This is a genomic window from Nocardia sp. NPDC051832 (assembly GCF_040681285.1).
In the GTDB taxonomy this organism is placed as follows: domain Bacteria; phylum Actinomycetota; class Actinomycetes; order Mycobacteriales; family Mycobacteriaceae; genus Nocardia.
The window spans coordinates 456,817-475,008 of the sequence record NZ_JBFAYL010000002.1 but is presented as its reverse complement, the minus strand read 5'-3'; the positions used below and the strand labels follow the sequence as shown (position 1 = coordinate 475,008).

19 protein-coding genes are annotated in these 18,192 nt (G+C 67.7%); 6 read left to right on the top strand and 13 right to left on the bottom strand.

Annotated features, from left to right (window positions below):
- From AB0M14_RS12055 to AB0M14_RS12045, 3 genes are all read right to left on the bottom strand, one after another.
- Entirely contained in the window at positions 1-453 is a 453-nt protein-coding gene (locus AB0M14_RS12055) for a hypothetical protein (RefSeq protein WP_364992740.1), read from the bottom strand.
- Positions 454-553: 100 nt separating this feature from the next.
- Positions 554-1,318, bottom strand: a complete 765-nt coding sequence (locus tag AB0M14_RS12050; protein WP_364995670.1) for an NAD(P)-binding domain-containing protein — start codon at positions 1,316-1,318, stop codon at positions 554-556.
- 61 nt (positions 1,319-1,379) lie between these two features.
- Positions 1,380-2,012 (bottom strand): metal-dependent phosphohydrolase, encoded by a 633-nt coding sequence (locus tag AB0M14_RS12045; RefSeq protein WP_364992737.1) that lies wholly within the window; start codon positions 2,010-2,012, stop codon positions 1,380-1,382.
- 192 nt (positions 2,013-2,204) lie between these two features.
- Between AB0M14_RS12045 and AB0M14_RS12040 the strand changes: the two genes are divergently transcribed.
- The 5 genes from AB0M14_RS12040 to AB0M14_RS12020 all read left to right on the top strand — a co-directional run bounded on the left by AB0M14_RS12040 (position 2,205) and on the right by AB0M14_RS12020 (position 6,577).
- The gene (locus tag AB0M14_RS12040; RefSeq protein WP_364992735.1) at positions 2,205-2,936 is read left to right on the top strand and encodes a hypothetical protein; all 732 of its coding nucleotides are present in this window, start codon (positions 2,205-2,207) and stop codon (positions 2,934-2,936) included.
- 637 nt (positions 2,937-3,573) lie between these two features.
- Positions 3,574-3,744 carry a hypothetical protein gene (locus AB0M14_RS12035; protein WP_364995876.1) on the top strand — a complete coding sequence of 57 codons (171 nt, stop codon included), beginning with the start codon at positions 3,574-3,576 and terminating at the stop codon, positions 3,742-3,744.
- A 112-nt stretch (positions 3,745-3,856) separates the two neighbouring features.
- Complete coding sequence (locus AB0M14_RS12030) at positions 3,857-5,347, top strand: CoA-acylating methylmalonate-semialdehyde dehydrogenase (RefSeq protein ID WP_364992731.1); 1,491 nt, start codon at positions 3,857-3,859, stop codon at positions 5,345-5,347.
- Between the two features lie 100 nt (positions 5,348-5,447).
- Positions 5,448-6,131, top strand: a complete 684-nt coding sequence (locus AB0M14_RS12025; protein ID WP_364992728.1) for a cutinase family protein — start codon at positions 5,448-5,450, stop codon at positions 6,129-6,131.
- Between the two features lie 38 nt (positions 6,132-6,169).
- Entirely contained in the window at positions 6,170-6,577 is a 408-nt protein-coding gene (locus tag AB0M14_RS12020; RefSeq protein ID WP_364992724.1) for a PPOX class F420-dependent oxidoreductase, read from the top strand.
- 103 nt (positions 6,578-6,680) lie between these two features.
- Here the strand turns inward: AB0M14_RS12020 and AB0M14_RS12015 are convergent, their stop codons facing one another.
- From AB0M14_RS12015 to AB0M14_RS12000, 4 genes are read right to left on the bottom strand one after another with little or no spacing between them, the layout of a single operon-like run.
- Positions 6,681-9,074: an excinuclease ABC subunit UvrA gene (locus tag AB0M14_RS12015; protein WP_364992721.1), complete on the bottom strand. Its 2,394-nt coding sequence runs from the start codon at positions 9,072-9,074 to the stop codon at positions 6,681-6,683.
- A complete protein-coding gene (locus AB0M14_RS12010) occupies positions 9,071-9,304 on the bottom strand; it encodes a hypothetical protein (protein WP_364992718.1) in 234 nt (77 codons plus the stop codon). Before AB0M14_RS12010 ends, AB0M14_RS12015 begins: the two co-directional genes overlap by 4 nt.
- A gap of 18 nt (positions 9,305-9,322) precedes the next feature.
- Positions 9,323-9,781, bottom strand: coding sequence for a nitroreductase family deazaflavin-dependent oxidoreductase (locus AB0M14_RS12005; protein WP_364992715.1), 459 nt, complete (start codon positions 9,779-9,781; stop codon positions 9,323-9,325).
- A 56-nt stretch (positions 9,782-9,837) separates the two neighbouring features.
- Positions 9,838-10,128 carry a hypothetical protein gene (locus AB0M14_RS12000; protein ID WP_364992712.1) on the bottom strand — a complete coding sequence of 97 codons (291 nt, stop codon included), beginning with the start codon at positions 10,126-10,128 and terminating at the stop codon, positions 9,838-9,840.
- Between the two features lie 138 nt (positions 10,129-10,266).
- On the opposite strand from AB0M14_RS12000, the gene AB0M14_RS11995 reads away from it, so the two are divergent.
- A complete protein-coding gene (locus AB0M14_RS11995; RefSeq protein WP_364992709.1) occupies positions 10,267-11,190 on the top strand; it encodes a LysR family transcriptional regulator in 924 nt (307 codons plus the stop codon).
- Here the strand turns inward: AB0M14_RS11995 and AB0M14_RS11990 are convergent.
- The 6 genes from AB0M14_RS11990 to AB0M14_RS11965 all read right to left on the bottom strand — a co-directional run bounded on the left by AB0M14_RS11990 (position 11,187) and on the right by AB0M14_RS11965 (position 18,099).
- Positions 11,187-11,597, bottom strand: a complete 411-nt coding sequence (locus tag AB0M14_RS11990; protein ID WP_364992707.1) for a VOC family protein — start codon at positions 11,595-11,597, stop codon at positions 11,187-11,189. The two genes, AB0M14_RS11995 and AB0M14_RS11990, sit on opposite strands and share 4 nt — an antisense overlap.
- 20 nt (positions 11,598-11,617) lie before the next feature.
- Complete coding sequence (locus AB0M14_RS11985; RefSeq protein WP_364992705.1) at positions 11,618-12,052, bottom strand: AraC family transcriptional regulator; 435 nt, start codon at positions 12,050-12,052, stop codon at positions 11,618-11,620.
- Between the two features lie 32 nt (positions 12,053-12,084).
- Positions 12,085-13,545 (bottom strand): MFS transporter, encoded by a 1,461-nt coding sequence (locus tag AB0M14_RS11980; RefSeq protein WP_364992703.1) that lies wholly within the window; start codon positions 13,543-13,545, stop codon positions 12,085-12,087.
- A gap of 347 nt (positions 13,546-13,892) precedes the next feature.
- A complete protein-coding gene (gene cobA / locus AB0M14_RS11975; protein WP_364992701.1) occupies positions 13,893-15,152 on the bottom strand; it encodes a uroporphyrinogen-III C-methyltransferase in 1,260 nt (419 codons plus the stop codon).
- 122 nt (positions 15,153-15,274) lie between these two features.
- The gene (locus AB0M14_RS11970) at positions 15,275-16,609 is read right to left on the bottom strand and encodes a DoxX family protein (protein WP_364992699.1); all 1,335 of its coding nucleotides are present in this window, start codon (positions 16,607-16,609) and stop codon (positions 15,275-15,277) included.
- Between the two features lie 134 nt (positions 16,610-16,743).
- Positions 16,744-18,099 carry a DoxX family protein gene (locus AB0M14_RS11965; protein WP_364992696.1) on the bottom strand — a complete coding sequence of 452 codons (1,356 nt, stop codon included), beginning with the start codon at positions 18,097-18,099 and terminating at the stop codon, positions 16,744-16,746.
- Positions 18,100-18,192: the final 93 nt, after the last annotated feature.

Here is an 18,192-nt window from a genome sequence, read left to right as displayed (position 1 = left end):
CTAGAACCCGCAGACCTGCGCCACGTTCTTGGACTCCGCGGTATCGAGCGCGGCGAGGAACATGTCCATCGCGGCGGTGGCTTCCTCCAGCGTGGTCGCGCTGGTCACCGCGCCCGCGGAGGAAGCCAGCGCGGTCATACCGCTTTTCATCCTGGGGTCGGTCGCCAGGGCCGCGGCATTGGTGAAGCCCGTGGCCATCGGCTGGTAGAGCGCCTTGAATCCGGCGAGGTCACCGGGTGCGACGTCGACCTCCTTCCGATCGCCGAAGGCGACCAGCGCGGGTTCGGCCGCGTCGCAGGCCTTCTTGGTCGCTGCCGCGTGATCGACCGAGGTGGGTGCTGCCGCCGTCGACGTGACGGTGGCCACGGGTGTTACGTCGGAGGTCCCGCCACCGCATCCGGCCAGCCCCAGCATCGCCGCCCCCGCCAACACCACTGCAAACTTCTGGTTCACGACTGTCCCTCTCGCACTTCCGCCCCCGGGACGCTCCCGCGGACGGAGTCAGCATTCCGAGCCGACTATGAGGAAATCGTGAGGTGACCGGGAGTTCGGTTCAGCGGCTGGCTTTTTCGACGGCGGCGCGGATGGCGGCCGGGTCGGCGGGGCTGGGGTCGTGCTCCCAGAAGGGGGTGCCGGCGGCGTAGGGGGTGCCGTAGGCGGGGGTGCCGGGGTGCAGGCGCCAGGATTCGGCGAGGGGGCCGATGTCGACGGTGTCGTAGCCGAGCGTGTCGAGGAATTCGGCGGCGGTGGTCTTGGCGGTGGTGTCGTCGCCGGCGATGGGGAGCGCGGAGCGGTCGGCCGCGCCCGCCGGGCGCGGCAGCGCCGCGAGGTGCGGGAAGAAGATGGTGTTGAAGGCTTTGACGACCTTCGAGGTGGCGAGGTGTTGTTGCAGCAGTTCGCTGTTGGTGACGGCGCCGTCCTCGATGTCCTGGATGGTGCCGTCGCGCTGGGCGTTGTAGTTGGTGGTGTCGATGACGATCTTGCCCGCCAGCGGGGTGACCGGCAGGTCGCGGTAGACCCGGAACGGGGTGGTGACCACCACGATGTCGCCCGCTTCGGCGGCCTCGGCCGCGGTGGCGGCGCGGGCCCGGGAACCGAGCCCGGCGACCAGCTCGGCGAGGGTTTCGGGGCCGCGCGAATTGCTCAGCACCACTTCGAGTCCGGCGTCCACGGCGAGCCGCGCCACCGTGCCGCCGATGCGGCCGCTGCCGATCAATCCAAGCGTTGTCATGTCCAACTCCGAGCTGTGTGGCTGTGTTCCTGGAAGACTAATCCAGCATCGGGTCCGCCCGGCGGCAATCACGGGATCGGCAGGCATTGCTACGCAGTCGATTTCGCCCATTCTCGGGTCTCACCGACCGGCACGGCGCAGCGGCCCGCTAGCGCGCTGCCGTGAGGACGGCGAGTTCAGCGCTGAGGTTGACGCGAGCGGCAGACTCGAAACGAGCTCGGGCGGTAGCGGTCCGGAAGAGGTAGGGCTGCCGGGCGAGCCCTTGCAATACCGCGGCTCGCCCCGCCCGGAACAGATCGTCGGGAACGTGCTGATATTCGGCGCGCACGGCGGCGGTGTACGCGGCGTATCCGGGTGCGTCGGCGGCGAGGATGACCAAGTCGGCATCACAGAGCACCTCCCCGTTCCGATCACCCGGCTCGGGATCGTGCCCGGCGGTGAGCCGGACCAGCCTGCCGACCTCCGCGACGAGTTCGGCTGCGGCACCGAGTGATTCGAGGACCTGCTCAGCCAGCTCCGCGCTGCGTTCCTCGTTGTCCGGCCGATCGACCGCATAGACGGCGTCGTGGAAGAACGCGGCGTAACGGACCGCGTCCGCGTCGGCGGCGTCGGCCGCCAGCTCGTCGATGACGCCCAGCATGGTCGCCAAGTGATCGACCGTGTGGTATCGCCGGTGCGGTTCCCGATAACGGCGCACCAGGTCCACCCCCACCGGCTCGGCGGCCGCGCCGGCCAGCTCCACCCACCGTGCCAGCAGATCCTGATCTACCTGTCCTCCCATCCGCTCAGTGTGGTGCAGCACCGGTACGCCGACAATGCCTGCCGCCTGTGGACTTCGCCACCACCGGGCAACTAATTCGGATGCGGCTCGCCGCGGCACTGGGTACCGTTGCCGCAGCAGCGCAGGGGTATCGAGAACCGGTGCCGCGGAAGACATTTGCGAGCGGCGCGTGGGCGTTGCGGGGAGGTGGAGATGACCAAGCTGAATCAGATCATCGCGGTGGAGAAGGGCGTGAAGAGCGCGTCGCTGCGCGAGCTGGCGGAGAAGCAGAATCTGCTGAACAAGCCGGGCCTGCTGGCCGGCATCACGCGCGCCTACCAGCCGAAAGACGAAGAGGGCGAGCAGCTCCCGCCCGAGGCGACCCGGGTGCAGGTGAAGTCGGAGGAGGTGCTCCGCGAGACCGCGAGCACCCTGACCCGGCTCTTCGACGTGACCGCCACCAAGGACTGGGCGAACTGCGCGGCCAAGGCCGACGTGCGAGTGGACGGTGAGACGCTGCTGGCCGATGTTCCGGTGTCGTACCTGCTCTTCCTGGAGAAGCAGCTCGCCGACCTGCAGGCCTTCGTGAAGCGGCTGCCGGTGCTGGACGCGGCCGAGGCCTGGGCGTTCGACGATTCCACCGACACCTGGCGCACCGACGCGGTCCGCACCATCCGCACCAAGAAGGTGCCGCGCAACCACGTCAAGGCCGAGGCGACCGAGAAGCACCCGGCACAGGTCGAGGTGTACTACGAGGACATCGCCGTCGGCTACTGGACCACGGTGAAGTTCAGCGGCGCGCTGCCCGCGCGGCGCGTCAACGAGCTGACCTCACGCATCGAAAAGCTGCAGCAGGCAGTGAAATTCGCCCGCGAGGAAGCCAACGGCAGCGAGATCACCGACCAGAAGACCGGCAAGGTGATCTTCGACTACCTGTTCCGCTGACGCCGAGAAACTCCCCCGCTGGAGCGCGGGGGTGCGCCCCGAGGGCGCAAAACCTCAAACTGAAGTTCAGACTGAATCACACGGTGACCAGACGGGGCCCGGTTCTCGCCCGGGAAACCCGAGCGGTCGAACACACCGTGGCCAAAGTTCAGATTCTCGCTCCAGCTTGAGTATTCGCCGCCGAACACCGATCACGAGGAAAGGACGCGGAGCGACGAGGTGCCGGTTCAACCCCGGCTCTCCCAGCCTCTCTATTCGATGGGAGATGGTCCAAACGTAGGACGCGTCGCGGTGAGTGTGATCCGATCCCACCGATCCGGTTGTGCGAATTGGGCGGCATGCAAGACCCCAGGGGAAGGCAAGACCCCTGGGGTCTCCGCCGTTTCGGATCGCACGGGCCTTCTTTGCGGAATCCTGACACCTCACGGCGGGCGAAACCGGGCGCCTTGCGGGACCGGCGGCCGACATCTGAGCTGGTCCAAGTGCTGCCGCGTTATCGCCGGCCCCAGCACGGTCTGCCGCGGCGCCGCCCGCCGATCGGATGCGAAGCATCTGGGATTCGTAGCGAATTCGCCCATGACCTGGCCTGCCGCGCAGGCGAATTCGAGAATGGACAGTTCATCTAAGGAGAGAAACCATGGTCATCCGAGACTTCTCAGCGCCGACCCTGCGGACCGCGTGCCACCGCGCCACGAAGCTGCTCCGGCGCCGACAGCAGCTGACGCCGCAGGAGCGAGCGAACCTGCTGGCCGGGTGGACGCCGCCCGCGGTGTTGACCGCCTCGCTCGGCGCCTCGGTGCACCACTGATCGGATGATGGGCGGACCTGAAGAATAGGGGACGCGATTCCGGTGCGGGCGCCCGGGCGGGCGGGCAGGATTGAGGCGCAAGCCCGGGTGGCCGACCGAATCGAGGACGATCATGCAGACAATCGCGCACTGGCTCGACGGCAAGGCGTTCGGCGGTACCAGCGAGCGGACCGCGCCGGTGACGAATCCGGCGACCGGTGTCGTCACCGGGCAGGTGGCGCTGGCGAACCGGTCCGACGCCCAAGCCGTGATCGCGTCCGCCACAGCGGCTTTCGCCGAATGGCGCGACACCTCGCTGGCCCGGCGGACGCAGGTGCTGTTCCGGTTCCGGGAGTTGCTGAACGACCGCAAGGAAGAACTTGCCGCGCTGATCACCGCCGAGCACGGCAAGGTACACGCCGACGCGATGGGCGAAGTGAGCCGCGGGCTCGAGGTCGTCGAATTCGCTTGCGGTGTACCGCATCTGCTCAAAGGCGGTTACACCGAGAACGCGTCGACGAAGGTCGACATCTTCTCCCTCCGCCAGGCGCTGGGCCCGGTGGCGGTGATCTCGCCGTTCAATTTCCCGGCGATGGTGCCGATGTGGTTCTTCCCGGTGGCGATCGCCGCGGGCAACACCGTGGTGCTCAAGCCGAGCGAGAAGGATCCGTCGTCGTCGCTGTGGCTGGCCGAGCTGTGGGCCGAAGCCGGTTTGCCCGCAGGGGTTTTCAACGTGCTGCAAGGCGACAAGGAAGCCGTGGACGAGTTGCTCGACCATCCCGCGATCAAGGCGGTGTCGTTCGTCGGCTCGACGCCGATCGCGCGCTACGTCTATCAGCGCGGCACCTCGAACGGCAAGCGGGTGCAGGCGCTCGGCGGCGCGAAGAACCACATGGTGGTGCTGCCGGACGCTGACCTGGATCTGGCGGCCGACGCCGCGGTGAACGCCGGATTCGGTTCGGCCGGTGAGCGGTGCATGGCGATCAGCGTGGTGCTGGCGGTCGGCACGGTCGGCGACGAACTGGTCGGAAAGATCACCGAGCGGGCCGCCACCATCAAGACCGGGGACGGTACCCGCGGCGTCGACATGGGTCCGCTGGTCACGCGCGAGCATCGCGACCGGGTGGCGAAGTACATCGAGGCGGGCGCAGCCGCCGGCGCCACCGTCGCCCTCGACGGACGCGGCATCGACGCCGACGGCGACGCGGACGGATTCTGGCTGGGCCCGACGATTCTCGACCACGTCGGCACCGAGATGACGGTGTACACCGACGAGATCTTCGGCCCCGTCCTGTCGGTCGTGCGCGTCGGCACCTACGACGAGGCGCTCGCCCTGATCAACGCCAACCCCTACGGCAACGGCACCGCCATTTTCACCAACGACGGCGGCGCCGCCCGCCGCTTCCACCACGAGGTCGAGGTCGGCATGGTCGGCATCAACGTCCCGATCCCGGTTCCCATGGCCTACTACAGCTTCGGCGGCTGGAAGAACTCGCTGTTCGGCGACTCGCACGCGCACGGCACCGACAGCGTCCACTTCTTCACCCGCGGCAAGGCCGTCACCACCCGCTGGCTCGACCCGAGTCACGGCGGGCTGGAACTGGGGTTCCCGCAGAACACCTGAGCGGCGTCCACCAGAAGATTGTCACCCGGAGTTAATACAGAGTAGCGTTCGGTTTTCGTCGATCACCCCGATCGTCGCTGCACCGCACGGAGGAACGTCCATGTCGCGACGCCATTTGTTGTCCGCGGGTGTGCTCGCGGCCGCGCTGCTCACCCCTGCTCCGCTCTCGGCGGTCGCGCAAGCGGAACCAGGGTGCACCGATGCCCAGCTGATCATGGCGCGCGGCACCGACTTCGACGACGGGTTGTTCTTCGCGGCGCCCGACGCGATTCCCGATTACAAGGTTGGGGAGCCGCTGTACGCGGCGCTGCGGGCGGCGGATCCGGAACGGAGTTGGAGCCAGTACAACGTGGCCTACCCGGCCGATCTGGTCGGTGCCCGCGGCGTGCCGATCGGCAACCAGGATCTGGTCGGGCACCTCCGGGCACAGGCCGCGGCCTGCCCGGATCAGGTGTTCGTGCTGGCCGGGTACTCCCAGGGCGCCAACGTCGTCGGCAATTCGATCGGCATGGACAGCAGCTCGGCGTCGGTGGGCGGGCCGGTGGCACTGACCGTTCCGGCGGAGCTCGAGCCGCGAGTCCGCGCGGTCCTGTTGTTCGGCAGTCCGATGCACGCCGAGGGCAAGCAGGTGCCCGAGCCCTACGCCGCCCGCAGCCGCGACTTCTGCGAGCCCGGCGACCCGGTCTGCAACGGGTTCACCGCTCCGGGAACCGATTTCGAGGCGCACACGAACTACTACCACTTCATGCCCGGCGCGGCGAGCTTCGTACTCACCCAGATCTGACGGGAATATCGCCGGCGAGCAGGCGGTTTCACCAACGCATGACGGCTGAGCTCTCACCCGACCTGAAGAAGTACCTCGACGAATCCAAGGTCTACGCCGTCGTGGCGACGACCGGATCGAACGGGCAACCGCATCTGGCCCCGTTCTGGCTGACCCGCGACGGCGACGACATTCTGCTGTCCACCACGGTGGCACGCCAGCATGCCAAGAACATCGCCAGGGATCCGCGCGTGACGATCCTGGTCAACCCGCCGGAGAATCCGTTCGTGTACGCCGAGATCCGAGGCACGGCGACGGTGAGCGCCGATCCGGAGCGGTTGCTCCCGGACGAGCTGTCCCGCAAGTACACCGGACTCCCCTACTCCGAGTTCAACCCGGCGTCCGTGCACGACGCGGACCGCGTCATCGTGCGCGTCACCCCGCACAAGGTGGTCGGCAGCCTGTAACTCGTGGTCCCGGCATGCGTTCGGCCGGGACCCGGGCACCGAATCCGGAAACGCGATGTCTCCGAAGGTGATGCCTGGGTCCCGGCCGAAGTCCGCGCCGGGGTCAGCGCCGGGCGGCGGCCTTCTTGCGCGCGGCCTTGGCCGGAGCACCGACGTATTCCGCCAGGTGCTGGCCGGTCAAGGTGGACCGATCGGCGATCAGCTCCGACGGCGTGCCCTCGAAGACGATCTTGCCGCCGTCGTGTCCCGCACCGGGTCCGAGGTCGATGATCCAGTCCGCGTGCGCCATGACCGCCTGGTGGTGCTCGATCACGATGACCGACTTACCGGACTCGACCAGCCGGTCCAGCAGCCCGAGCAGGTTCTCGACATCGGCGAGGTGCAGACCGGTGGTCGGCTCGTCCAGGACGTAGACCCCGCCCTTGTCGGCCATATGGGTGGCCAGCTTCAGGCGCTGCCGCTCGCCGCCGGACAGCGTGGTGAGCGGCTGCCCGATGGTGAGGTACCCGAGTCCGACGTCGACCAGCCGGTCCAGGATCGCGTGCGCCGCCGGGATCTTGGCCTCGCCCGCGCGGAAGAACTCTTCCGCCTCGGCGACCGGCATCGCCAGCACCTCGCTGATGTCGCGGCCGCCGAGCTTGTAGTCCAGCACCTCGGCCATGAAGCGCTTGCCGTCGCACACCTCGCAGACGGTCTCCATCCCGGCCATGATCCCGAGATCGGTGTAGATGACGCCGGCGCCGTTGCAGTTCGGGCACGCGCCTTCCGAATTCGCGCTGAACAGTGCGGGTTTCACGCCGTTGGCCTTCGCGAAAGCCTTGCGGATCGGCTCCAGCAGCCCGGTGTAGGTGGCGGGGTTGCTGCGGCGCGAGCCGCGAATCGGGGTCTGATCGACCGCGACCACGCCCTCCGAGGCCGGCACCGACCCGTGGATCAGCGAGCTCTTGCCGGAGCCCGCGACACCGGTGACCACGCACAGCACGCCCAGCGGAATGTCGACGTCGACGTCCTGGAGGTTGTGGCTGTTCGCGCCGCGGATGGCCAGCTTGCCGGTGGGTTCGCGGACCGAATCCTTCAGTGCCGCACGGTCGTCGAGGTGCTTGCCGGTGACGGTGCCGCTGGCGCGCAGCCCCTCGACCGTGCCCTCGTAGCAGACCGAGCCGCCCGCCGTACCGGCTCCGGGGCCGATGTCGACGACATGGTCGGCGATCGCGATCGCCTCCGGCTTGTGCTCCACCACGAGCACCGTGTTGCCCTTGTCCCGCAATTGCAGCAACAGGTTGTTCATCCGCTGGATGTCGTGCGGATGCAGGCCGACGGTCGGCTCGTCGAAGACGTAGGTGACGTCGGTGAGCGCGGAGCCGAGATGGCGAATCATCTTGACGCGCTGCGCTTCTCCGCCGGAGAGCGTGCCCGACGTCCGATCCAGCGACAGGTAGCCCAGGCCGATCTCGACGAACGAGTCCAGGGTGTGTGCCAGCTTCTCCAACAGCGGGGCCACCGACGGCTCGTTCAGCCCGCGCACCCAGACCGCCAGGTCGCTGATCTGCATGGCGCAGGCGTCGGCGATGCTCAGCTTCTTGATCTTGGCGGAGCGGGCCGCCTCGGTGAGCCGGGTGCCGCCGCAATCGGGGCAGGTGCCGAAGGTGACCGCGCGCTCCACGAAGGCGCGGATGTGCGGCTGCATGGCGTCGACGTCCTTGGACAGCATCGACTTCCGGATCTTGGGGATGATCCCCTCGTAGGTCAGGTTGATGCCGTCGACCTTGATCTTGGTCGGCTCCTTGTGCAGCAGGTCGTTGAGCTGCTTCTTGGTGAACTTCTTGATCGGCTTGTCCATGTCGAAAAAGCCGGAGCCGCTGAAGATCCGGCCGAACCAGCCGTCCATGCTGTAGCCGGGAATGGTGAGCGCGCCCTCGTTCAGCGACTTGTTCTCGTCGTACAGCGCGGTCAGGTCCATGTCGTTGATCTGGCCGCGGCCCTCACAGCGCAGGCACATGCCGCCGGTGATGGAGAAGCTGCGGCGTTCCTTGACCTCCTTGCCGCCCTTCTCCACGGTGACCGCGCCCGCACCGCTGATCGAGGCGACGTTGAACGAGAATGCCTGCGGGGAACCGATATGCGGCTTGCCGAGCCGGCTGAACAGGATGCGCAGCATGGCGTTGGCGTCGGTGGCGGTGCCGACCGTGGAGCGCGGGTCCGAACCCATGCGCTGCTGGTCGACGCTGATCGCGGTGGTGAGGCCGTCCAGCACGTCGACGTCGGGGCGAGCCAGGGTCGGCATGAAACCCTGGACGAAGGTGCTGTAGGTCTCATTGATCAAGCGCTGGGACTCGGCGGCGATGGTATCGAACACCAGCGAGCTCTTACCCGAGCCGGAGACCCCGGTGAACACGGTCAAGCGGCGCTTGGGCAGCTCGATGCTGACGTCTTTGAGGTTGTTGACGCGCGCACCGTGTACGCGGATCAGGTCGTGGCTGTCGGCGGGGGTGGTCATCGGGTCTCCATGTTTGCGATCTTATTGCGGCGTTTCACGAGGTAGGGCTGGGCGTACATATAGAGGCCGGTGCCCATCAGCACGAACAGCGGCGGGAGCGGAAGGTAGAAGATCCACGGCGCCGAATCCAGCGCGCCGAACGGGACGGCGATGAAGCAGAGCAGCACGGTCGCGACGAAGGTGATCGACATCGCGCGGTGCAGTTTCCGGTTGTTCTTGCTGTAGGACATCGTGGATCTCCTTTTCGATCAGCGTGCGGTGAGGCGGACGAGGGGGTATTCGCGCTCGGACTTGCTCTGGTACTTCGCGATCCGGGGCTGCGCGGCGGCGATGCGCTGCCAGACCTGCTCGCGATCGGCGCCGGAGAGCTGCTGCGGGGTCACCGGGAAGGCGTCGCCGCCGGGCAGCTCGATCGTGACCTGATCCGGGTGCGCCATGATGTTGGCGTGCCAGTCCGGGTTCTGGCTGCCGCCGCCCGAACCGACAAGCACCCAGCTGTTTTCGCCGTCGGGGAACCAGGCCAGCGGCGTCTGGCGCGGCTGCCCGCTGCGCCGGCCGATGGTGTTCAGGATCAGCACGTCCATGCCCATGAAGGTGCCATGGCCGCCGCGGATCTTGCGGTTCATCCGGGTGTTCATCTTCTGCTGCATCCACCGCGAGAACGCGCTGGGGGTGCCGGGCTTACGCTGCTGCTTCTGAGTGCTCATTTTCTTCTCCGATATTTCTATTTGCGATTAACAATCGAGTTGGTGTGCGCCGGACCTCATCGTTCGACGAGCACCTCGCCGTCCACGACGGTGTGGTCGGTGGTCAATGCCGCGGTCACCGCGGTCAACGGAAATCCGAGTGCTTCGGCCACGGCGCCGCGTCGCGCCTCGGCCGATTCCCAGCGCCAGATGTCGAGGTAGGACCCGTCTTCCTGGCGGATCAACGTGGCGGCGGTGAACGCGGGGTTCGCCGACCGCAGGCCACGGATCAATCGCGTGCGCTGTTCGAGCAACTGCGCCAGCTTGCCGGTCACCACGGTGTATCGGTGAGTCCGTACGACTGCCATGGTCCTGACCTTTCGCTCTCTGGAAGATCCAGCGGTTTTCCTTACGACTCTTAGTTTTCCGTCCCGCAAGGGGGCGAACAATGAGCAATCACGAAACGGCGGTTGCGCACGGGGTTAACGATCACGGACCATTGCGGAATGGAATTGCGTGACATCGAGATCTTTCTGACCCTGGCCGAGGAGCTGCATTTCGGCCGGACCGCGGAGAGATTGCATATCTCGACGCCGCGGGTCAGCCAGACCATCGCCAAGCAGGAGCGGCGCATCGGTGCGCCGCTGTTCGAACGAACCAGTCGCAAGGTCACCCTGACCCCGCTCGGCGAGCAGTTGCGCGACGATCTGCAAGCCGGTTACCGGCGCATTCTCGACGGCGTCGAATCCGCCGCCAGCGCCGCGCGGGGTGGGCCGGAAACCCTCACGCTCGGCGTGCTCGGGCCGATGTGGCAGGACTTGGCGCCGATCACCGCGCTGTTCCGAACCCGTTGTCCGCAAGTGCGATTGCGCATGCGCGAGGTGCGCATCGACGACCCGTTCGCGCTGATCCGCAACGGTGACGTCGACGTGGCCCTGCTGGCCATGCCGGTGCTGGAGGCCGACCTGCGGGTCGGGTCGGCGGCCTTCACCGAGCCCATCGTGCTGGTCGTCGGGCACGGGCACGAGCTGGCCGGGCGCGCCTCGGTCTCGCTGGCCGAGGTCGCCGAGTACGAAGTCCTGCCCTCGGGGTTGCCGATGCCGGACTACTGGGAGAAGTCGTTCTCGCCGTTGCCGCCGCGGGAATCGGATGCGCCGCAGCCCACGCGCGAGGAGATCCTGTTCGCCGTGGCTTCCGGTGACGCGGTGGCCTTCGCGTGCGGACAGGCGATCAAGTACTACGACCGGGGTGAGGCCGTGTACCTTCCGATCGACGAAAATCCCACGCTCAGTTGGGGTCTCGTTCATCGTTCCGGGCAGCAGAACCGCTGGGCCGAGGAGTTCGCGCGGATCGCGGCCGAACTCGGGCCGATCGAGTTGGAGCTCGATCTCGATCGGCCCACCCTGCAGCGGCTGCGGTCGGTGAGTTAACCGGCCTGCTTGATACGGATCATGTTGCCCGAGGGGTCGCGGAAGGCGCAGTCCCGCACTCCGTAGGGCTGGTCGGTCGGTTCCTGCACCACCTCGGCGCCACTGGCCTGGAGCTTCTCGAAGACACCGTCGAGATCCTTGGCGCCCAGATTGATGCTGGCGAAGGTGCCCTTGGCCATCATCTCGGTGATGACCCGGCCCTCCTCCTCGGTGATGCCCGGGTCGGCGGCCGGCGGGTAGAGGACGATGCCGATGTCGGGCTGTCCGGGCGGACCCACGGTCAGCCAGCGCAAGCCGTTGTAGCCGACGTCGTTGCGCACCTCGAAGCCGAGGGTGTCGCGGTAGAAGGCCAGGGCGGCGTCCGGATCGGTCTGCGGAAGATAGCTCTGATAAATGGCGATTTCCATGATGATCAGGCTAATTGCGGCTAGGTAGCCTGCGCTTCTTTATTCCTGATCGGTCGGGTCACTTGCTTCGCCACACATGGGGGCATGCCCTCGGTAGCCATGGCTTCCTGCTCGCGGTAGGCGCTGGGCGGCATGCCGACGAGCTCGGTGAAGCGGGTGCTGAAGGTGCCCAGCGACGAACAGCCCACCTCGAAGCAGACCTCGGTGACGCTGAGATCGCCGCGGCGCAGCAGGGTCATCGCGCGCTCGATACGGCGGGTCATCAGATAGGAATAGGGCGATTCGCCGTAGGCGAGCTTGAACTGGCGGCTGAGATGCCCGGCCGACATGTGCGCGTCGAGGGCGAGCGCCGCCACGTCGAGCGGCTGGGCGTATTCCCGGTCGATGCGGTCGCGAACCCGGCGCAACCGCGCGAGGTCGCTGAGACGTTCCTCGGGGGTGGGCTTGCTGGTCACCTAGGCGATCTTCCCATGTCGGAGCGGGGTTGTCAGGTCTGCTGCGCTTCTTCCTGGGCGTGCTGAGCCTGGGCGACCTGGGCGGCGCTGTAGCGGATGGTGAGCGCGATGAACAGCGTGAGCAGGACGCCGGCGCCGCAGAGGAACAGCGCGAGGGTGTAACCACTGCTGAGAGCATCGAGTTGGGTGGCGCTCATGTCGCTGGGTTTGACTCTGTCGCTGCCGCCGAGCGCGAGCGTTCTCGACACCACGACCGGTCCGAGGAAGCCCAGCGCCAGCGCCGGACCGAAGGCCATCAGCATCTGACCGACCGCGCTCAGCGGGCCGACCTCGGTCACTTCGACGCCGACGATCAGGCACAGCGGCACAATCACCAGCACGATGCCGACGCCGGTGCCGATCACCAGGAACAGCGCCAGCAGGGTCGGCAGGTGGGCGGAACGATCCAGTGTCGAGCCGAACAGCAGCGCCGCCGCCGCGAGGGTCGCGCCGATCGCGATCACCCAGCGCGGCGCGATCCGCGTGGCCAGCTGCGACGCCAGCGCACCGCCGGCGCCCATGCCGATGGTGAACGGGATGAAGATGAGACCGGACTGTAAGGCGGTGTAGCCCAGCACATTCTGCACATACTGCGCGCCGTAGATGGAGATCCCGCCCATCACGCCGGCGGCCAGCAGGACGGCGACAAAGGTAGCCACCCGGTCCCGGCTGCCGAACAGCGACCATGGCAGCAGCGGGTTGTCCACGCTGCCTTCGGCGACGACGAAGGCGATCAGCAGCACGGCGCCGGTGATCAGGGACCCGAGGATGGCCGGGTGCGCCCAGCCGAGCACCGGGCCCTCCATCCCGCCGAAGACCAAGGCCGACACGCCGATTGTGGCCAGCACGGCGCCGCGCACGTCGAGAGTGAGACGGTGATGCTCGGTGTCCTTGAGACACTTCATGGCCCCGACCATGACCAGCAGTCCGATCGGCACGTTGATCAGGAAGATGCCACGCCACCACACATCGGCCAGCGCGCCGCCGAGCACCAAGCCGGCCACCGAACCGACGCCCACCATCGAGCCGAAGATCGCGATGGCCTGATTGCGCGCTTTGCCCGGCGCGAACGTCGTCACCACCAAGGCCATGGCGGTCGGCGAGGCGAAGGCCGCGCCGACGCCCTGCAACGCCCGCGCGCCGATCAGCATGCCGCCGTTGATCGCGACACCGCACAGCAGCGACGCGAACGCGAACAGTCCGACGCCGAGCAGGAACATCCGCTTGCGCCCGAACGCGTCACCGACCCGCCCGCCCAGCAGCATCAGCCCCGCATAGGTGAGCGCGTACGCCGTGATCACCCAGTTCGCACTGGACGCGGTCATCCCGAAGTCGGCCTGGAGCCGCGGCACCACGAGAATCGTCACCGTGCCGTCCAGCACGGTCATCAGCTGCATCCCGCTGAGGACAAGGATCGCGAGCCCGAAAGCCCGCTGCGTCACTGGATACTGCATCGGCGCAGCGGGGTTCTGGAGCACAGGAAGCCACTGTAGTGGACCCGCCGCCAACCGCCAGCCCCCAGTTGACGCCCAACCGCCCGCCCCAGCCCGCCGCGAGCGACAAGTGGGACACCACCGGAGTGGGCACTCGATGTTCGCCTCGGCCAGGTCCCACTTCGCCCGCTCGGCCAGTTCTGGCCGGCGGTCAAGGCCTCGGCATCCGGCCGATCGCGGTGGCCTCCAACAAGTGGTGGCCTCTCCGCTGGGTCATGTGGGCGTCTCACTCTGAGCGACGACACCGCACCATGCTCGGGGTTGGTCGCTCGGAGTGGGACAGCGGCATACCTGTTCTCGGGGGTGGGTCAGTTCGCGTCGGCGGAGAAGCCTGCGGTGGGGCCGATGACGACGATGGCTGGGGGGCGGATGCCTTCGTCGCGGACTCGGGCGGCGACGGTGGACAGGTCGGCGCGCACGACGCGCTGGGTGCGCAGGGTGCCTTCCTGGATGACGGTGGCCGGGGTGTCGGCGGGGCGGCCGCCTTCGAGCAGGGCGACGGCGAACTTGTCGATGCGTTCCACCGCCATCATCAGGACCAGGGTGCCACGGAGTTTCGCCAGGGCCGGCCAGTCGACCAGGGAGTCCGGGTGGTCGGGGGCGACGTGCCCGCTGACCACGACGAATTCATGGGTGACGCCGCGGTGCGTGACGGGGATGCCCGCGGCGGCGGGGACCGAGATGGGGCTGGTGATGCCGGGGACGACGGTGACCGGGATCCCGGCGTCGACGCAGGCCTCGAGTTCTTCGAAGCCGCGGCCGAAGACATACGGGTCGCCGCCCTTGAGGCGGACGACGAACTTGCCCGCCTTCGCGCCTTCGACAAGGGCGGCGTTGATGGCTTCCTGGGCCATGGCACGGCCGTAGGGAATCTTGGCGGCGTCGATGACCTCGACGTCGGGGCCGAGTTCGGCGAGCAGTTCCGGCGGGGCCAGGCGGTCGGCGACGACCAGGTTGGCGCGGGCCAGCAGGCGGCGGCCGCGGACGGTGATCAGGTCGGGGTCGCCGGGGCCGCCGCCGACGAGGGCGACGCCGGGGGCGACGGGGGCCGAATCATCGGTCACGACACCGGATTGCAGGGCTTCCAGCAGGGCGTTGCGGATCGCGGCCGAGCGGCGGTGCTGACCGCTGGCCAGGACGCCGAGCGTGAGGCCGTCGTAGCGGGCGGTGGCAGGGGTGACCGCGGTGCCGAGGCGGGCGGTGTCGGCGCGCACGCAGAAGACGCGGCGGCGGGTGGCCTCCGCGACGACGGCGGCGTTGGTATCGGGTTCGTCGGTGCAGGCGATGGCGTACCAGGCGCCGTCCAGGTCGCCGTCGGCGTAGGCGCGCAGGGTGACGGTGAGCTGCCCGGAGGTTGCCATGCCCTCGACGGCGGGGGTGACGGTCCGGCTGATGACGTGCACGTCGGCGCCCGAGGCGATGAGCAGGCCGAGGCGGCGCTGCGCGACCGTGCCACCGCCGACGACCACCACGCGGCGGCCGTTCAGATCGAGGCCGACCAGGTAGTTCGGATCCCCGGCCGGGGTGGTTTCCGCGTGCTCATCGGTGTTTGCTGACGTGTTCGACACAAGGTTCGAGCCTACGGGACGCCTGGTCAGGCGCCGCACCGGCCGCGCGGTCCGCAACAAACCGGAAATGCGGGTAGCCGCTCTCGCGCGGCGGACCCCAGCAGCCTGCCCGAGGCGGAATGTCAGTCGCGAGGCAGCGACTCCTGCACCCAATGAAAGCCGGGGCGGCGTACTCGGAAGTCGTCGAGGTTGTGCCGCGTCAACGACACCGTGACCGATAGGCCGTTCAAATCCCCTTGCAGAAACAGCAGTTCAGGGGTCGGGGAATGGTATGCGAAAGTGGCGATTCCGGGCATCGCGATGGTGCGCTCGGCGGCGTTCACTTCGCCGCGCGCGGGTACCAGCGTGCCGTTCATCCGCTGAAAGGCCAGACCGGTCCGCTGCTGGGTCCGGCCGGGGATGTCCACAATCAGGCGCTGCCAACGGAATTCGTCTGTGGTCAAGGGCGGCAGTGCTCGACCGTCGGCGCTGAATTCCGTCACGTCCCAGATTCCGTACAGCGCGGGTTTCGCCGCGCCGTAGCCCCAGTCGTGCCAGCACTGCCAAGCGTCCCGCAGGCAGGTGACGCTCGCCATGAGGCCGAGGACCAGCGGCAGGATCTTGGCAATGTGGTTGGTCTGGGCGCGTTCGGAGAGCACCGGTTGCACCGCGGGCGCGGACGAGCGTTGCAGCACAAGGATGTTCGCGAGCGTGCGTGCCTGCGGCGCCAGCACCACCGCTGTCAGCGACAGCAGATGGAACGAGAACAGCTTCACCGGCACGTCATAGGTCATGTTCAGCACGAACACCTGAGCCAGGCACACCAGCGCCAGCAGTCCGCCGAGCGTGGCGGTTCGGGCGAACAGAAGCAGCACGGCGGCGAGCACTTCCACCGCACCGAGCAGCATCTGATAGACGGGCGAGATCCCGACCTGGTGCCACAGCACCTCCATCCGGGTGAAGCCACCGAACGGTTCCAGCAGGGTGGTCAGCGGCGGATACGGCATCTGGTTCGGCACCAGCTTCGCGATCCCGTACCAGAGCAGTTGCGTCCCGAGCACGATCCGCGCGGCCCACACGAACCACGCGCCGAGCCGGGCGTATTCGGTACGCCGGTCGCGTACGGTCCAGACGATCGTCACCAGCACGGCGAGCAGCAGCAAGCAGCAGATCAGCACCCAGATATAGGCCTGATCCCCGCTCTCGCTCATCCGCAGCGGCGCGTCGACGCCGAAGACGGTGCGGCCCACCCACTCCGGGCCCGCCGTCAGCCAGGAAATCCGCCACAACACCGACTCCTCCGACAGGAAGTCGGTGACCGCCCCGGCGAAGAGGAACACGATCTGTGTGAACGCCAGTCCGAAGAGCAGGAAATAGCTGACACAGAACCGGAACCCGATCCGAGCCATCGGATGCCAGGGCGCGCGCTCGCCGATGACCGCATCTCGCACCCGCCCCGCACCATCGACCTGCCCCACGCGACTACCTCACTTCTGCCGAACTCCGCCGCGCAGCCAACCTAGCCTGCGGACTTCTCGGCCCCGGCCCGCACGGGGTGATGAGGTGGCGAGCCCGCCGCACCGGGCAGTCCAGTGCGGCGGGCGGGAGTCACTCAGCTGAACGAGGGTTCGTTCTGGACCCAGTGGAAGCCGGGGCCGCGCAGCCGGAAACTGTCGAGGTCCTGCTTCTGGAGCGACAGCGTCACGGGCTGCCCGTCGATCTCGCCGCGCAGGACCAGCTGATCAGCGGCGGGTTCCTCGAAGGCGAGCTGAGCGAAGGGGACGGGGGCGCTGTCGGCGGACTTCGGTGGTGCCACAAGGGTGAGGGTGTGGGCCGCGGCGTCCACCTCGCCCATCGACTTGACCAGGGTGCCGTCCATCTCCTGATGGGCGATAAACCCTTTGTCGACGATCAGCCGCTGCCAGCGGGTCTCATCGGTGGTCAAGGGCGGGAGCGGCTGCCCGGCACGGGTGAACTCCGTGACGTTCCAGATGCCGTACAGCGCCGGTTCCGGTGCGCCGTAACCCCATTCGTACCAGCCCTTATGCGCGTCGTGCAGGCAGGCGGTGGTCACCCAGAGGCCCAGGGCCACCTGGACAACAGCGGAGATGCGGTTGGCGCGCCGGCTGCCGAACAGCGGGCGTTGCGTCGCCGGATCTGTAGTGCGTTGCAAGACAAGGAAGTTCATGATCCGGCGGAGCTGGGGCGCGAGCACGACCAGCGACATCAGCACCAGGTGGAAGGCCAGGATCTTGACCGGCACGTCATAGGTCATATTCAGCAGGAAGACCTGCAGCATGCTGACCAGACCGATCATGCCGCCCAAAGTCGCCGTGCGGGGCAGGAACAGCAGCAACCCGGCCACCACCTCGGCCGCGCCGAGCAGCACCTGATAGACCGGTGACACCCCGACCTGATTCCACAGCACGTCGATCTTGGCCATGTCGCCGTAGGGCTGCAGCAGGGTGGTCAGCGACGGGTACGGCATCTGATTCGGCACCAGTTTCGCCCAGCCGTACCAGAGCAGCTGCCCACCCGCGCACAACCGGATCGCGGTCACGAACCAGGTGCTGAGCGTGCGATATTCGGTGCGCCGCCGATCCAGGACCGTCCAGATCAGGGTGATCGCCGCAGCCAGTACGAGCAGGCAGAAGATCATCACCCAGATCGCCGCCTGGTCGCCGCTGCCGTTCTCGCGCAGCACCGCTTCGATGCCGAAGACATGCTCGCCCACCCATTCGGCGAACGGGGCGATCCGGACCATCTGCCAATTGATCGCCTCGTCGGGCAGCACGGCCACCGCGATGCCGGCGAAGACGAACAGGATCTGCGCGAACAGCAGACAGAACAAGCTCAGGTAGGCGAAGCAGAACCGGAAACCGACGCGGGCCAGCGGATGCCACGGCGTCCTGGGCTCCGGCGGTTCCTGCACCGCACTGTCGTCCCGTTCCATCAGCACCACGCCCACGCGACCCACCTCACTCTCACCGACAACATTTGGTGAGCCGAAGTTATCCGCCGTCCCAGGGTGCGCACCTCCAGGAAATCCCTGGTCTTCCCT

What these genes read in the sequence shown, in the direction of transcription:
- AB0M14_RS12050 (WP_364995670.1), bottom strand. Translation starts at nt 1,318, where the DNA reads ATGCCTGCCGATCCCGTGATTGCCGCCGGGCGGACCCGATGCTGGATT.
- AB0M14_RS12045 (WP_364992737.1), bottom strand. Translation starts at nt 2,012, where the DNA reads ATGGGAGGACAGGTAGATCAGGATCTGCTGGCACGGTGGGTGGAGCTG.
- AB0M14_RS12040 (WP_364992735.1), top strand. Translation starts at nt 2,205, where the DNA reads ATGACCAAGCTGAATCAGATCATCGCGGTGGAGAAGGGCGTGAAGAGC.
- AB0M14_RS12035 (WP_364995876.1), top strand. Translation starts at nt 3,574, where the DNA reads ATGGTCATCCGAGACTTCTCAGCGCCGACCCTGCGGACCGCGTGCCAC.
- AB0M14_RS12030 (WP_364992731.1), top strand. Translation starts at nt 3,857, where the DNA reads ATGCAGACAATCGCGCACTGGCTCGACGGCAAGGCGTTCGGCGGTACC.
- AB0M14_RS12025 (WP_364992728.1), top strand. Translation starts at nt 5,448, where the DNA reads ATGTCGCGACGCCATTTGTTGTCCGCGGGTGTGCTCGCGGCCGCGCTG.
- AB0M14_RS12020 (WP_364992724.1), top strand. Translation starts at nt 6,170, where the DNA reads ATGACGGCTGAGCTCTCACCCGACCTGAAGAAGTACCTCGACGAATCC.
- AB0M14_RS12015 (WP_364992721.1), bottom strand. Translation starts at nt 9,074, where the DNA reads ATGACCACCCCCGCCGACAGCCACGACCTGATCCGCGTACACGGTGCG.
- AB0M14_RS12010 (WP_364992718.1), bottom strand. Translation starts at nt 9,304, where the DNA reads ATGTCCTACAGCAAGAACAACCGGAAACTGCACCGCGCGATGTCGATC.
- AB0M14_RS12005 (WP_364992715.1), bottom strand. Translation starts at nt 9,781, where the DNA reads ATGAGCACTCAGAAGCAGCAGCGTAAGCCCGGCACCCCCAGCGCGTTC.
- AB0M14_RS12000 (WP_364992712.1), bottom strand. Translation starts at nt 10,128, where the DNA reads ATGGCAGTCGTACGGACTCACCGATACACCGTGGTGACCGGCAAGCTG.
- AB0M14_RS11995 (WP_364992709.1), top strand. Translation starts at nt 10,267, where the DNA reads ATGGAATTGCGTGACATCGAGATCTTTCTGACCCTGGCCGAGGAGCTG.
- AB0M14_RS11990 (WP_364992707.1), bottom strand. Translation starts at nt 11,597, where the DNA reads ATGGAAATCGCCATTTATCAGAGCTATCTTCCGCAGACCGATCCGGAC.
- AB0M14_RS11980 (WP_364992703.1), bottom strand. Translation starts at nt 13,545, where the DNA reads ATGCAGTATCCAGTGACGCAGCGGGCTTTCGGGCTCGCGATCCTTGTC.